The sequence below is a fragment of the Cytobacillus oceanisediminis 2691 genome (assembly GCF_000294775.2).
GTDB classification, from domain to species: domain Bacteria; phylum Bacillota; class Bacilli; order Bacillales; family Cytobacillaceae; genus Cytobacillus; species Cytobacillus pseudoceanisediminis.
This window is the reverse complement of record NZ_CP015506.1, coordinates 3,450,105-3,464,171: the sequence shown is the minus strand read 5'-3', so window position 1 is coordinate 3,464,171 and position 14,067 is coordinate 3,450,105. Positions and strand designations below refer to the sequence as shown.

The following is a 14,067-nucleotide window of genomic DNA, read 5'->3' as shown; positions in this document are numbered from 1 at the left end:
CCCTCAGAGTTCATTATCCTGGGCATACTTAAAAAAGTTCATGGTATAATGAACAATACATTGAGCTATAAGCATACAAAATAGAATTTGTATCTAAGGAAGGTATTTATGTCAGAGGAAAACATAACGAGGATTCATTTAGACGGCAAGGAATACATACTGATAGGAACAGCACATGTTTCAAAGCACAGTGCGGAACAAGTGAAGGAAGTCATAGAGGCTGAACAGCCTGACTCTGTTTGTGTGGAATTGGATGAACAGAGATATCAATCGATTACAGAAGGCAGCAAGTGGAAGGAAATGGATATCATCCAGGTAATTAAGGAGAAGAAGGCATCACTGCTTTTAATGAATCTGGCGATTTCATCCTTTCAAAACCGCATGGCTGACCAATTCGGCATTAAAGCCGGCCAGGAAATGATTCAGGGAATTGAATCAGCAAAGGCTGCCGGGGCAAAGCTTGTTCTGGCCGACCGGAATATCCAGATTACCTTTGCAAGGATTTGGGGTAACCTCGGATTAAAAGGAAAATCCCTGCTTCTTAGTCAAGTAGTAGCAAGTATTTTCAGCAAGGATACGATAACTGAAGAAGAACTTGAGAAAATGAAAAATCAGGATACGATAAATGCGATTCTAAATGAATTTACAGATAGTTTTCCGCGATTAAAGAAACCGCTCATTGACGAACGGGATCAGTACCTGGCACAAAAAATTAAAGATGCACCAGGAGAAAAAATAGTAGCGGTGCTTGGGGCAGCCCATGTACCGGGGATCAAAGAGGAAATCAAAAAAGAACAGGACATGGCCAAATTGACTGAGCGCCCTCCAAAATCCAATGTTCCAAAGATAATTGGCTGGAGTATTCCGGTGTTCATTTTAGCCATAATCGCCTATACATTCTTCGCAAATCCTTCTGCGGGTCTTGCGCAGACTATCAGCTGGATTATTTGGAATGGCTCCTTGTCGGCGCTGGGGGCTGCCATTGCAATGGGACATCCGCTCACCATTTTAACTGCCTTTGTTGCAGCGCCAATTACATCATTGAATCCCCTTCTTGCAGCAGGCTGGTTTGCCGGACTGACTCAGGCTTATATAAGGCGTCCGAATGTAAGGGATTTTGAAACCTTATCTGAAGATGTCTTCAGTGTTAAAGGATTCTGGAGAAACAAAGTGAGCCGGATTTTATTGATTGTTGTCCTGTCCAATCTGGGCAGTTCGCTGGGAACCTTCATTGGGGGAGCCGATGTAATCAGAGTGTTTTTTGAAAATTTATAAGAAAGCTTTTCTGGGATGAAATCAAAATGATTTCATCCTTTTTCAATTTTAATGAATTTTTTATACTTCCAAAAAAATAATGAAGAAGGCCAGATGGCCGATTTTGGCAGCTGGCACTTCTTTCATTATCTGTCAGCAGCAATCGCTTTTCTCTTATAAAGCAAGGACCCCAAAAGAAAAGTAACGGCTCCCCATATCACCATCACGCCAATTCCTGCCCAAAGTGCTGCTGTAGCAATGCCGGTTTCATACACCATGCTTTCCCTTAAGCCTTCAGCAAAATAGGTTAGCGGCAGGATGCTGGATATTGGCTGGATCCATTCAGGCATCGTTTCAATAGGGAAGAACACTCCGCTTAAAAACATCATGAGAAAACTGCAGATATTGGCTACTCCCATATAAGCTTCTGTTGTTTTGCTGAAAGATGAGAAGAAGTAGCCAAGTGCATTAAAGGATAAAGCACCGATCAGGAATACGATAATCAAGGTAATAGGATTAATATAAAGATTGGCGCCAAATACGAGGACACCTATTAATGAAAGCAGGATGATCTGCACAATACTGAACAACAGCCTCATAACCATATCACTTAATCCGAAGATGCCCATATTGGCCGGTGTCATCCGCAGCCTTTTGATTAATCCCTTTCTGCGCATATCCACCAGGTCCACCATGCCAAACATCCCTCCCTGGGCAATGGATAAAGCAATCATCCCAGTTAATAGGAAATCTGTATAATCCAATTCATTGGTGCCGGAGGTTATCGATTCATATTGCAAATCATATTTCGGAGAAGCACCTGCAGCCATTAAATTGGCCTGCTGGACAAACTTATCCAGAATGCCGGATACTGCCTGGGCTGCGGCACCCTGTTCATTTTCTTTGTTTATTACAAGGAAAACAGAGGAAGCCTCTGCCGACTCCGGCAGGATGATGGCGGCATCCACTTCCTGATCTTTTACCCATTCCTCCGCTTTATCCCTCGTGACAGGCTTTCCTGATTTGACTTCCAAAACGGGAAGTCCGCTGATTTGAGAAAGCATCATCTCTGAAGCTGGATTCGGGCTTGGATCCACAACAGCCACTTCGGTTTTAAACTCTTCATCTGAATTTCCGCTGAAGATGACCATGAAGATAACCATTAGAATAACCGGGAAAAAGATGCCCCAGAACCATGCCTGTTTTTCGCGAAGAGTTAATTTCAGCTGTGCCAAAAACATCATTTTAAATTGATGGTATCTATTAATCTTAATCCCTCCATTCTTTGCCGGTAAACGCAATAAACACATCTTCCAGGCTCATTTCCCGTATAGAGACCTGTTCCACCCCGAATGATTTTTCTTTTGTAAACTTAAATAAGTCCAAAAGGGTTTCTTCAGGCTTTGCTGCCCATATTTTTAGAGTTGCCCCTTCCCGTTCCGTTTTGGATACAGATTCCAGATCCTTCGAGAACATATCAGCATCCTCTGCAGCACTTACGCCATCAAGAAAACTCAACCTTATTTCCCGTTCATCTGTAAGCTTCTCTATGAGTGCGGAAGGGGAGTCAAGTGTGATCACATTCCCCTGATCCACGATGCATACACGATCACTTAATTTCTCTGCTTCTTCCATGTAATGAGTGGTAAGAATGGTTGTTTTGCCTAGTTCTTTAAGGTGAAGAATGATATCCCAAATATTTCTTCTGGCCTGGGGATCAAGGCCGGTAGTCGGTTCATCCAGAAAAATGATTTCAGGGTCACTAATCAGCGCCAGTCCAATGGCAAGTCTTTGCCTCTGACCGCCTGAAAGTTTTTTTACATGATTGTTCCGGTGCTCCGTAAGATTGACTATTTCCAGGATTTCTTTGGCTGGCCGTGCATGGTCGTAAAAGGATGCAAAAAGGTTCAGGTTTTCTTCTGGTGTTAATAAATCAAACATGGCACTTGACTGTGGCTGGACGCCAATTTTCTTCTTTATTGAAACTGCATGCTTATTCCAATCGAGGTCGCCAAAATGGATTTCACCGTTATCGGGTGAAACAAGGCCCTCAATCATTTCCAGTGTAGTTGTTTTGCCAGCTCCGTTTGGACCGATAATAGTGAAGACTTCCCCGGCATTAACCGAGAAACTTATATCCTGGACAGCCTTTATTTGGCCAAAGGACTTTTGCAGATTTCTTACTTCTAACACAGTCATTCGTTTTCCTCGCTTTCATGACAAGTTGGATATCAGCATCATGCAAAATTCTAACCTTTTATTTAATACGTTACTTTTTTTGAAAAAATTCATTTTTTTAGTAAACTTAATAATATCGATACTGGTACCATAATGTGGGACAAACCGATATAGTAAAGATGAATGCTGAGTTTGAAAATGATATGAGAAGGCTTTTTCTATTAGAAGTTAGGGGAGAAGTGTGAATGCGAGAACTTCCAATAGTGGTTAATGATTTATTAAATGAGTACATAGATCTAGTAAATGAATATATGCCCAATCAGCTTGAAGGCCTTTATTTGCACGGGTCGCTTGCACTGAATGCTTTTGTGGAAGGATCAAGCGATATTGATTTTATTGCGGTTACACAAAGCGGTTTAACTGAATCAGAATTAAAAAAAGCTAAGGAAATCCATAGGATACTAGCAGACAAATATCAGTTTCCTGAGATGGATGGGGTTTATTTAACTCAAAATGACCTGGGAACGCTTTGTGAATGTTTCTACTATAATAACGGGATAATGAATTATGGGCATTTTCTGAATCCAGTCACCTGGTGGCTTTTAAAGAAGAATGGTATTGTCATTTATGGGGATGTTCCGGTTATAGAGATAAATGCCAATGATTTGGTTTCGTACACTTATGAGAACATGAATACATATTGGGCAAATCGAATCCAGTCATACGAGGAATCGATTGATGAACTTACACAAACAGCCGACTCTGCGATTGATAAAGAAGTTGAATGGACGGTGCTCGGCATTTTGCGTCAGTTTTACACATTGAGAGAGAAGGATATTATCTCTAAGCAAGGGGCTGGGGAGTACTCCTTAAAGCATTTGCCGGAAAAATGGCACCCAATCATAGTGGATGCCAACAATATTCGCAGAGGTGAGGAAAATAGACATTATACAAGTAAGCGTGATCGAATTGAGGAGACTATTAAACTGTCAAAATATCTTATAAGCCAATCGGCAGCAATTAAAAATAAGTGAGCTTCCCTTGATGTGAAGCTCACTTGACTGAAGGCCGTTACGTTATCCTCATTGGAGTATTCAAGTTATGGGAATCCCGATAAGATCGATAAGAGACAAATCTTTTTCCGTGTGAGGATCCATCCAATTGAAGAATCCTTTCATTAATTGTTTCCATATACAGAAAGTCATCATTCGCATTTAGACGATAGAAAGTGTAGGTGTTTCCAAGGAGTTCTTTCTTTGTTATTTGCGTATCGGGATGCTGCTGGATGAATTCTGACAGCTGCTTAACAGAAACTGAAGGAATCTCTGCCATTTCATAAAGCCTTCCTTTAAGGCTGGCTTTTAGCTTGCCTACGGCACTCATTGCCTTTTCTTTATATTTATTCCTGGACATGAAGTCACTCCTTTATAATGAGATATTAAGAATAATTTCCATTTGCAGAAAGAATAAACATTACCGGCAGGAAAGTCAAGAACAGTAACAACTGAAAAAATATTGCTGAAATCTTTCCTGTACTATGAACGATAGGAAGTGCGCGTTTTGCCTAAACAGATGAGTTATTTAATACCCGATTGTGAAAATTGTTTTGGGCTTTGCTGTGTGGCCCTCCCATATGCAAAATCTGCTGACTTTGCTTTTGATAAGGAAGCAGGTAATCCATGTCCCAATCTGCAAGCTGATTTTCGCTGTCAGATACATGCAGACCTAAGGGGAAAAGGCTTCAGAGGATGCACTTCATTTGAATGCTTTGGAGCAGGCCAAAAAGTATCCCAAAACACTTTTATGAATAGAGACTGGCGCACACATCCCGGACTTAAGAAAGAGATGTTTGATGTGTTTCCCATTATGCATCAGCTTCATGAAATGCTTTTCTACTTAACAGAAATTCTATATTTGGAAGCCGCTAGGCCTATTCATGGTGAAGTCAGAGAAATTTTGGACAAAACAGAGGATTTAACTAATATGGAACCGGGTGTGATTATGGGTACTGATGTCCAGTCACATAGGGGTGAAGTTAATAAGCTGCTTCTGAAAGCCAGTGAGCTTGTCAGGAAGAATTCAGGATTGAATCAAAAATCCGCGAAAAAATATAGCGGCCGGAGAGATTTTATCGGAGCCAGATTAAGCGGTGAGGTGTTGTGCGGAGCAAATTTAAGAGGTTCCCTGTTTATTGCTGCTGACCTGCGCAAAGCTGACTTGAGATATACGGATCTTATTGGTGCAGACTTGAGGGACGCGAATTTAAGCGGAGCTAATCTAATGGGAAGTATTTTTCTTACACAGGCTCAGGTTAATTCAGCAAAAGGGGACATGTATACGAAGCTGCCAAAGGGTTTACAGAGACCTCAGCACTGGGTGAATTAATAGGAAAGAAGAGATACCGAATGACACAGAACGAAATCGTGCTTGCTGCCAGCACATCAATTCTACAGGAAGGCAAAGTGCTGATGATAAAAGAGAATAAACCCATGGTAAAGAATAAATGGAATTTCCCGTCCGGCCGTGTTGAAAAAGGGGAAGATATCCTTGCGGCTGCCTGAAGAGAAGTAAAAGAAGAAACGGGCTTGGACGTAAACCTGACCCATACAACTGGTATCTATAACTTTACCAGCAGTACAAACCATCAGTCATCTTATTCCCTTTTATTGCTCAAATAAGAGGGGGCTTTTTAAACCTTCAGGAAGAGGAAATTGCCGATAGCTTGGTGAACCTGTCAAACCTTAATCGCTTAAAAGACGAGGCACTTCGCGATGCCAAAGTGATAAGGCAAATCCTCCATGCCGTAAAAGCTGATAAACTTATTCCCTTGGAGCTGTTCAAACAAAGTTATGCTGATAAGGTAAAAGGAATTTTCAGGAATTTTGTCGAAAGAATATCCTATCGATAAAATTAGGTGGGGTATGAATGGAGTTTAAAATTAAGAATGAATATTTTAATAAAGCCGTTGGAGAAGTAAGCAGTGCAATTTCTGCCAAGACACCTTTTCCGATTTTAACCGGGATAAAGCTGACTGCTTGTGAGAACCATTTAAGACTCACTGGAAGCAACTCTGATATTGTGATTGAAAAAGTCATTCCTGCTGCTGATGAAGGGGCTGAACTGGAAATAGTAAAGACTGGCAGTGTTGTAGTAACATCCAGATACCTGACAGAGCTAATTAAAAAGCTGCCGGGTGACATACATATCAAAGTGAATGAAAAGCATAACGTGACAATCATATCAGATGAAATTATCACATACATAAATGGTTTTCCAGCCGAACAGTATCCAAAACTTCCTGAATTTGATAATTCGCACGAGATCCAAATTTCTTCTGTAAAATTATCAGCAATAATAAAGCAGACCGTGTTTGCAGCTTCGAAGAATGATACAAGGCCGGTGCTCACAGGAGTGCATATGATTGTTAAAGAAAATCACTTTTCGTGTGCGGCAACTGACTCACATCGTTTAGCGTTTCTGCAGACAAGTATCGCTTCTGCCTCCAAAGGGTCTTTCATTGTTCCAGGCTCGAGCCTAAAGGAACTTTTAAAGCTATTGGCTCATCAGGAAGAAAGTGAAGTACAAATCTTCTCATCAGAGAGCTATTTAGTTTTCAAAACAAAATCGATCATGCTCTGTTCACGGCTTATTGAAGGCAAGTATCCTGATGTAACTGGACTCATCCCGAATGAAGCGAAAACAGTTATAAAACTGGACGCAAAAAAACTATTAAAGGGAATTGACCGTGCCTGCCTGTTTGCCCTCGAATGGAAGAATAACAATGTCCTCCTGGAGATAAAAGAAGGGGCATTAAAAATATCTTCAGTTTCCTCTGCCATTGGAAAAATTGAAGAAACACAGCCTCTGTTAGAAATCACCGGCGAGCGGGAACTATCCATATCACTTGATGGGAACTTTTTAATGGATGCCCTAAAAGCTATTCAGGAAGAGCATGTACTTTTAAGCTTCAGCGGTTCAATGAAGCCGGTTATAATCAAGCCTGTCAGCGGCGAATCTTATATTCAGCTTGTTTCGCCCGTCCGTTCGTATTGAGAGCAGTCTTCTTACAGAATAAATGACATTTCTAAATCACTTTTTGCACCATTCACCAGCTGGGACAGCTGGCGGATGGTGCTTTTTTATGACTTACCATTACAAGTCTATATTTCCATTTCCATCCATTATAAAATAGAAGGGATGTAAAACTTAAGAAATGCAGATTCAATCTTAAGAAATTCTTAAGATTTCTATTACATTAATGTTAAGATTTTGCGTTTAGTATAAAAATATGAAAAGAGCACCTTGAAAGCAGGGGGATTATGGATAACTATTATGTACTCGTTGTAGATGATGAAAAAGAGATAAGAGATGCTATAGAAATTTATCTTAAAAATGAAGGCATTACTGTATTAAAAGCGAAAGATGGAATCGAAGCTCTGGAGATATTGAATGAGAATCAGGTGCATCTGATTATTTTGGATGTCATGATGCCAAAGCTGGATGGCATTTCAGCTACATATAAAATTCGCGAAAAGAAAAACATCCCGATTATTATTCTGAGTGCCAAAACAGAGGATACAGATAAAATCCTGGGGCTGCAGGTTGGAGCTGATGATTATGTGACCAAGCCTTTCAATCCTATGGAATTGGTTGCCCGTGTGAAATCACAGCTGAGAAGATATGTGACATTCGGAACGTTTGAAGGAGTCAAAAAAGTGATTGATCTGAACGGTCTCATGCTGGATAAGGAAGCAAAAGAAGTGAGTGTTAATGGAGAGCCAGTGAAAATGACTCCGATCGAGTATAAAATTGTGGAACTTTTAATGACGAATGCCGGACGCGTTTTTTCCATTAATGAAATTTATGAACGGGTATGGAACGAGCCGTACTATAACGCAGAAAATACGGTGGCAGTCCATATTCGGAAAATCCGTGAAAAGATTGAAATCGACCCGAAAAATCCGAGATATTTAAAGGTGGTATGGGGAATTGGATACAAGATGGAAAAATAAATTCATCATTGCGATGATAACGGTTTTATTTGCTTACGGAGCGAGCGGCGTTTTGTCTGTTCTAATAAACGGAAGGGAATATGCAAACCCGGACTATTTTCACACAAATCAGTTTAGAAGTGATTTGGATCAATATGCCGGATACCTGGAAATGTTCGAACTGAATAACCTTACCCTCGAAAAAGCTAAGGAAGCCATCGAGGTGTCGGAAGAGGACATCCATGAACATCGCTATCGTTATGGGACTCTGCCTGAACAAATAGATAATATTAGAAGCCAATATGAATATAGAATCCAAGAGGCAAAGGACACTGAAAATAATGAATTTGCCAAGGCTTTAACCGATCAGATGAACAAAAGAATCGAGGATATTACGAAGAACTTTGAGAGCGATGAACACGTACGCCCCAAAGTGATAAAAGAAAAAGAAGAAAAAATAGAAGAGTTTTTCAAGGAAAAAGAACAATTGCGGGATCAGTATGACTTTTATGAGGATTCATTTACTTATTATTTTGAGGACACTTCCACTGGTGAAGTATACACCAATTTAACTTTGTCCAAAAATGAGTCTCCGGATGAAGTAATGAAAAAAGAGATGGTTTATCATACCGATTACACCATGGACAAAAATTACTTCCTTCATATTATTATGGGGGGGTATGAGGGGTTTGAACAGTCGCTGGTAGAATCGCAATCAGGCTACTTCAAAGGACAAATTGGCCTGGCTAAAAATCTTCCTGATTCAAATATGTTCATTGACCAAAATAATCTTTTCAAACAAAAGCAGATTGTATTATTAATCTATGGCGGCTCAGCGGTTTTGGCTGTTATCGCTGCATTGATTGCTGGCAGAAGGTCAAAGGCCCTGTCTGCTGAAATCAAAAGGTGGGAGCCTTTATATAATAAGCTCCCTATTGATTTAAGAATAATCTTCTTGGGATTGACAGTAATAGGGAGCAGTTTAGCTCTTTTTCTGATAAATGATTTTCTAATAGACTCCTACAATATCCTGCCGCGTGTTATTGAATTGATTATTGTGCTACTTGGAGCATCTGTTCTATGCGGTCTGACAATTGTTCAGCTCAAATATATCGCGGGTGAATTTAAGGACTTGGAAAACGCAAAGGCAGTTTTGAAAAAGAGTCTGGTTTATAGAACGGCTGGCGGTTTGAAAACCAGCCTGCAGGAAGCCTTTTTAAACCGGAGTACAGGAACGCAGCTGTTTGTTGTTCTAATAATCATCTTTGGAATGGGAATGGGTTCAATTGTCATGTTCTTCCATCCGCTATTTGCCCTGTTTTATGTAATGCTCTTAGCGTTTGCAGGTATTCCGCTGGTTATGGCACTAATCAGGCGCTTAGGCTATTTCAACCGAATTGTTGAGACCGCAAATGAATTGGCAACGGGTCACATGGGCCAGGACTTGCCGGTTAAAGGAAAAGGTGTTCTGGCTTCACTCGCAGGAAATATTAATGTATTGAAGCAGGGCGTCAAAACTTCCCTTAGCGAGCAGGCAAAAAGCGAAAGGCTGAAAACGGAGCTGATAACAAATGTCAGTCACGATCTAAGAACACCATTAACTTCCATTATTACGTACACGGAGCTGCTGAAGTCAGGTGAGGTTTCTGAGGACGATCGCTCTGCCTACCTTGAAATCATTGACCGGAAGTCTAAACGTCTAAAGGTTTTGATTGATGATTTATTCGAAGTCTCGAAAATGGCTAGCGGCAATATTGAGCTCCGGAAGGAAAGAGTGGATCTTATCCAGCTGCTGCAGCAGGCTCTCGCGGAGCATAATAACGCTATTAATGAATCCAATCTGCATTTCAGAGTAACCAAACCTGATCATCCGGCAATCGCATTCGTAGATGGCCAAAAGCTCTGGCGAGTCTTTGATAATTTAATTGGCAATATACTGAAATACTCATTGGAAAACTCAAGGGTCTATATTGCGATAGCGAAAGTGAAAGGCCAGGCAGTTATAACGTTTAAAAATGTTTCTAAATATGAATTGGACGATCAAAGCGAAGAACTGTTCGAGCGTTTCAAACGAGGAGATAAATCAAGGCATACAGATGGTTCAGGCCTGGGGCTTGCCATAGCCAAATCGATTATTGATCTTCATGATGGAAATCTTGAAATAGATACAGATGGTGACTTGTTCAAGGTGAGCATTTCACTGAATATAGAGGAGTAAGGGAAGAGGATGGATTATGGATATTACCGAGCTGTATACGTGTCATTATAAACGCCTTTATCATATATGTTTCTCAATGACAAGAGACGCTTATCTTGCGGAGGATATCGTTCAAGAAACTTTTATTAAAGCCATGAAGAAAGCGGAAACGATTATCGATGAAGAAAAAGCGGGGGCATGGCTGTCTGTCATTGCCCGAAGGACTGCCCTGGACGCTATTCGGAGAGAAAGGCGGAAGGCTGCTGTGCCGATGGAGCAGGACATGCTCGAATGTCTCGGTGTTGCTACAAAACAGAATGTCGAGCAGGAAGTTGAATCCGGCTTTGCTGCTGAGGAAATCACCGGGGCTGTAAAGAAGCTGACAGGCAGCTATAGAGATATTCTTTTGCTGAAAATAGACCGGGGATTAAAGGAAAGGGAAATAGCGGCTATGCTTAATTTAAATCCTTCAACTGTAAAAACCAGAATCTTCAGGGCTCGAAAGCAGCTGAAAATGATGGTGAAAATGGGGGCATAATAACGAAAAAGAGAGCAATTGGCCAATAAGATTGGCCGCTTGCTCTCTTTTACATTTATCCTTCCGGCATGGGTGTCGTAGCAGACTCGAATCCGATGGACTTGTACTTCTTCATATCAGGTCAATTGTCTTCGCCTCCTTTGCATAGCAGACGTCCGAATTAGTAAATAATAATAATATAAACTTTCGAGAAAGAGATATAAGGAATAACTATGATCTTACTTATAGCTTCAATAATCGCCTTTAATATGATTGCCTTCAAAATAAATAAAAAAATGACTCCCAGCCAAGTATTGCAAATCTGGACTTTTACAATAGCTTTTCAGATGTTATTTGATTTAGTTGTTGAATTTAAACATCATCATTATTGGTACTTTTCTCCAGGTGTTGAATGGGCAGGCTTGCTGCCGAGGTTATTTTTAATTCCGCCGGTAAACATCATTTTTTTGAACGGATACCCTTTTTCAAAAGGGATTATTAAAAAAATGGTTTATATGTTTTTCTTTGTTGCGGCAATTATCCTTTATGAAATGGCGGCTCTGCTTCCTGAACCCTGGGGTTACTTTAATTATGGTACATGGAAAATATGGTATTCGATTATGGTAGATCCATTTCTTCTGCTGTCTCTCGTTTTATTTTATAAATTTATGATTTTATTAGAGCAGAAAAGTTCTTTCCATCAAAAGTATTGAAACAATAAAAGGCGGTTCATTGTATGTATTGGTTTCCTTATCTTTCCTTGCCAAATAATCTGATAAAAGCTCTTATCGAAAATAGAAATTTACGTCAGCTGGGTTGTCATTGCTTTAATTAACTTAAGAACGGATGCAATGCTAAGTTTATATTTTCGCCTATATAAGCTAAAAAGCGGGGAAGCGTAGCTGGGAGTCCGTATCATTGAACTGACTCTTGAAAGCATCATTTGGGATTATTTTTTTAAATTTCATGCCAGAAAGCAAGCCTCTTTTTTCTTCTATACAGCAGCCTGGGTCATTTTTTCACTTCTTTTCGACTGGGTTACAGTCAAGAATTATTTCTCCTGTAAAAGTGGTATCATGCCCCCTATTTTTATGTGTTTGATTTGCATATTATTAGGTGAAATTAAAGCTTCCTGCTTGTGCCGGAAGCTCATTATCTGTTTGGGAGCCTATCTTTATGCCTGGCCATTCTGTTATCGAACAATTTTTTTGCCTCGTGCTTTATCAAACCTCGAAGTGTTGTCAGTATTTTCATGTTTATCACCACTATAGAAATATGCCGCAAAAATCATTCAGTGCAAGTCCTTATATCTGCTAAGGTGAGGAACAAAAGACTCCTGCTCCGTTAATTAGAGGCAGGAGTTTTTTATTTCATTTTTGGGGGAGAACATTCAATTTTCGATAAAATCCATATTTTCCCCTGCTGAAAAAGGGTTTTTATTATTGATATAATAGATGGATGTGTACAGCGGAGGTGAAAACAGCATGAATGCATTTATTAATGTGGTTAAAGAATCATTTAATTTCAGCGGAAGATCCAGACGAAGAGAATATTGGATGTTTATTTTGTTTACATTTCTCATCTCAATCATTTTAACTATTATTGAGATGATTTTTGGATGGGAGATTACAGAGGACATTGGAGTCCTTACAACTCTTTTCTCTCTGATTATGTTAATTCCGAGTCTTTCTGTAACTGTCAGAAGGCTGCACGACACCGGGAAAAGCGGCTGGTGGATTCTAATTTCTTTGATTCCTTTAATCAGGGGGATTATAATCCTCATCTTTACTCTAATGGATAGTGAACCTGGATCAAATAAATACGGGCCATATCCTAAAAAAGCAGTATAATAAAAATCTTCAGCCGCCTTGGCTGGAGTTTTTTTTTGAAACCTTTTTTTAGAAAATTCGTATTACTAATAAGTGGTACTCTTTACCCGGAAGTGAGGAATTTTGGTGAGGAATCGAATATTGAAGAGATTTTCCTATCTTTTTACTGGTGAAACAACGAGTCTCATAATGTTTGTTTTTGTTAGTTATATGGTGAATTATGCTTATCCTGATCTCCATTTATATTCACTTTTTTCTTTCTGGTCATCGTTTCTGCTGCTGGAATTTTTACTCCTTCAAGGCTCCATTTATTGGTTTGTAAAATGGAAGAGGTTAAAAAAAGAAAATACAGCTGCTGCACCGATAAGGCTGATTAAACAGTTAAGGGCCATAAAAAAATGGAACATTGCTATCATAATAATTATTCCTGCTGCCTTCATAGCAGATTATTATATGTGGCAACCATCAACACCTCAGGGACTGACTATTGCCGCCTTTATCTATATCTTTGCCATCCTCGAGTATGTTAACTATTTTCATATTCAGTTATCTTATGATAATCGCTCTGACATTAACAGCCTCAAGCAGTCAAAGCGCTTTAAACAATCATGCTTGAGCAAAGACTTTAAAAGACTGAAAAATTTAAAAGCAAAAAGCAGGAATTTAGGGTGAGCATACTGAACACACATGACATGGAAATGATAGAATCAGCAAATAAATTAATGAAGAAATTATACCAGGAAGGAAAACATCATGTTGCCGCACCAGTCAGAACCAATTCCGGCAAGGTCTATACTGCGGTGAATCTTGAAGCTTATGTTGGAAGAGCTGCTGTCTGTGCTGAAGCAATTGTACTTGGAAAAGCCATATCAGAAAGCGATCAGGAATTTGAGACTATTATTGCCGTACTATCAAAAAGTGAAGGGTCTGATTCCCGTGTGGTCTCCCCATGGGAATGTGCAGGGAACTGGTGAGCGATTATGGGGAAGATATACAAGTGATTCTGCCAGGTAAAGGCGATGTTTTTAGGAAATTTGGGGTAATGGAATTGCTGCCGGATAAGTCTAAAAGAATTTAGTATATTGGAGGCGGATTTGTATG

At 39.9% G+C, this 14,067-nt stretch carries 15 protein-coding genes and 1 pseudogene; 13 read left to right on the top strand and 3 right to left on the bottom strand.

The window, feature by feature from the left end; genetic code table 11:
- Positions 1–108: 108 nt before the first annotated feature.
- A complete protein-coding gene (locus A361_RS17420; RefSeq protein WP_019382552.1) occupies positions 109–1,275 on the top strand; it encodes a TraB/GumN family protein in 1,167 nt (388 codons plus the stop codon).
- Between the two features lie 125 nt (positions 1,276–1,400).
- Here A361_RS17420 and A361_RS17415 read toward each other — a convergent pair whose 3' ends face one another.
- A complete protein-coding gene (locus tag A361_RS17415) occupies positions 1,401–2,498 on the bottom strand; it encodes an ABC transporter permease (protein ID WP_033196599.1) in 1,098 nt (365 codons plus the stop codon).
- Between the two features lie 25 nt (positions 2,499–2,523).
- Entirely contained in the window at positions 2,524–3,453 is a 930-nt protein-coding gene (locus A361_RS17410; RefSeq protein WP_009333634.1) for an ABC transporter ATP-binding protein, read from the bottom strand.
- 224 nt (positions 3,454–3,677) lie between these two features.
- On the opposite strand from A361_RS17410, the gene A361_RS17405 reads away from it, so the two are divergent.
- Positions 3,678–4,466, top strand: a complete 789-nt coding sequence (locus A361_RS17405; protein ID WP_009333635.1) for an aminoglycoside adenylyltransferase domain-containing protein — start codon at positions 3,678–3,680, stop codon at positions 4,464–4,466.
- 37 nt (positions 4,467–4,503) lie between these two features.
- Here A361_RS17405 and A361_RS17400 read toward each other — a convergent pair whose 3' ends face one another.
- Positions 4,504–4,845 (bottom strand): hypothetical protein, encoded by a 342-nt coding sequence (locus A361_RS17400; protein ID WP_009333636.1) that lies wholly within the window; start codon positions 4,843–4,845, stop codon positions 4,504–4,506.
- A gap of 159 nt (positions 4,846–5,004) precedes the next feature.
- Between A361_RS17400 and A361_RS17395 the strand changes: the two genes are divergently transcribed.
- From A361_RS17395 to A361_RS17345, 11 genes and pseudogenes are all read left to right on the top strand, one after another.
- Positions 5,005–5,817, top strand: a complete 813-nt coding sequence (locus tag A361_RS17395) for a pentapeptide repeat-containing protein (RefSeq protein ID WP_033196601.1) — start codon at positions 5,005–5,007, stop codon at positions 5,815–5,817.
- A 20-nt stretch (positions 5,818–5,837) separates the two neighbouring features.
- Positions 5,838–5,993 (top strand): NUDIX hydrolase, encoded by a 156-nt coding sequence (locus tag A361_RS17390; protein WP_009333638.1) that lies wholly within the window; start codon positions 5,838–5,840, stop codon positions 5,991–5,993.
- 164 nt (positions 5,994–6,157) lie between these two features.
- Positions 6,158–6,340, top strand: coding sequence for a hypothetical protein (locus tag A361_RS30280; RefSeq protein WP_162272008.1), 183 nt, complete (start codon positions 6,158–6,160; stop codon positions 6,338–6,340).
- Between the two features lie 17 nt (positions 6,341–6,357).
- Entirely contained in the window at positions 6,358–7,485 is a 1,128-nt protein-coding gene (gene dnaN / locus A361_RS17380) for a DNA polymerase III subunit beta (protein WP_019382557.1), read from the top strand.
- A 266-nt stretch (positions 7,486–7,751) separates the two neighbouring features.
- Positions 7,752–8,444 carry a response regulator transcription factor gene (locus A361_RS17375; RefSeq protein ID WP_009333640.1) on the top strand — a complete coding sequence of 231 codons (693 nt, stop codon included), beginning with the start codon at positions 7,752–7,754 and terminating at the stop codon, positions 8,442–8,444.
- Positions 8,422–10,641, top strand: coding sequence for a sensor histidine kinase (locus A361_RS17370; protein ID WP_019382558.1), 2,220 nt, complete (start codon positions 8,422–8,424; stop codon positions 10,639–10,641). Before A361_RS17375 ends, A361_RS17370 begins: the two co-directional genes overlap by 23 nt.
- A gap of 16 nt (positions 10,642–10,657) precedes the next feature.
- Positions 10,658–11,158, top strand: coding sequence for an RNA polymerase sigma factor (locus A361_RS17365; protein WP_019382559.1), 501 nt, complete (start codon positions 10,658–10,660; stop codon positions 11,156–11,158).
- Between the two features lie 212 nt (positions 11,159–11,370).
- On the top strand, positions 11,371–11,850 hold the full coding sequence (locus A361_RS17360; RefSeq protein ID WP_019382560.1) for a hypothetical protein: 480 nt from the start codon (positions 11,371–11,373) through the stop codon (positions 11,848–11,850).
- 771 nt (positions 11,851–12,621) lie between these two features.
- Positions 12,622–12,987 (top strand): DUF805 domain-containing protein, encoded by a 366-nt coding sequence (locus A361_RS29495; protein ID WP_082919393.1) that lies wholly within the window; start codon positions 12,622–12,624, stop codon positions 12,985–12,987.
- Positions 12,988–13,092: 105 nt separating this feature from the next.
- On the top strand, positions 13,093–13,638 hold the full coding sequence (locus A361_RS17350) for a hypothetical protein (RefSeq protein WP_050807812.1): 546 nt from the start codon (positions 13,093–13,095) through the stop codon (positions 13,636–13,638).
- 20 nt (positions 13,639–13,658) lie between these two features.
- Positions 13,659–14,044 (top strand): annotated as a pseudogene (locus A361_RS17345) (cytidine deaminase).
- Positions 14,045–14,067 lie beyond the last annotated feature (23 nt).

Bases quoted from the DNA above. Each gene is read 5' to 3' on its own strand.
- A361_RS17420 (WP_019382552.1), top strand. From the start codon at position 109: ATGTCAGAGGAAAACATAACGAGGATTCATTTAGACGGCAAGGAATAC.
- A361_RS17415 (WP_033196599.1), bottom strand. From the start codon at position 2,498: ATGATGTTTTTGGCACAGCTGAAATTAACTCTTCGCGAAAAACAGGCA.
- A361_RS17410 (WP_009333634.1), bottom strand. From the start codon at position 3,453: ATGACTGTGTTAGAAGTAAGAAATCTGCAAAAGTCCTTTGGCCAAATA.
- A361_RS17405 (WP_009333635.1), top strand. From the start codon at position 3,678: ATGCGAGAACTTCCAATAGTGGTTAATGATTTATTAAATGAGTACATA.
- A361_RS17400 (WP_009333636.1), bottom strand. From the start codon at position 4,845: ATGTCCAGGAATAAATATAAAGAAAAGGCAATGAGTGCCGTAGGCAAG.
- A361_RS17395 (WP_033196601.1), top strand. From the start codon at position 5,005: ATGAGTTATTTAATACCCGATTGTGAAAATTGTTTTGGGCTTTGCTGT.
- A361_RS17390 (WP_009333638.1), top strand. From the start codon at position 5,838: ATGACACAGAACGAAATCGTGCTTGCTGCCAGCACATCAATTCTACAG.
- dnaN (WP_019382557.1), top strand. From the start codon at position 6,358: ATGGAGTTTAAAATTAAGAATGAATATTTTAATAAAGCCGTTGGAGAA.
- A361_RS17375 (WP_009333640.1), top strand. From the start codon at position 7,752: ATGGATAACTATTATGTACTCGTTGTAGATGATGAAAAAGAGATAAGA.
- A361_RS17365 (WP_019382559.1), top strand. From the start codon at position 10,658: ATGGATATTACCGAGCTGTATACGTGTCATTATAAACGCCTTTATCAT.
- A361_RS17360 (WP_019382560.1), top strand. From the start codon at position 11,371: ATGATCTTACTTATAGCTTCAATAATCGCCTTTAATATGATTGCCTTC.
- A361_RS29495 (WP_082919393.1), top strand. From the start codon at position 12,622: ATGAATGCATTTATTAATGTGGTTAAAGAATCATTTAATTTCAGCGGA.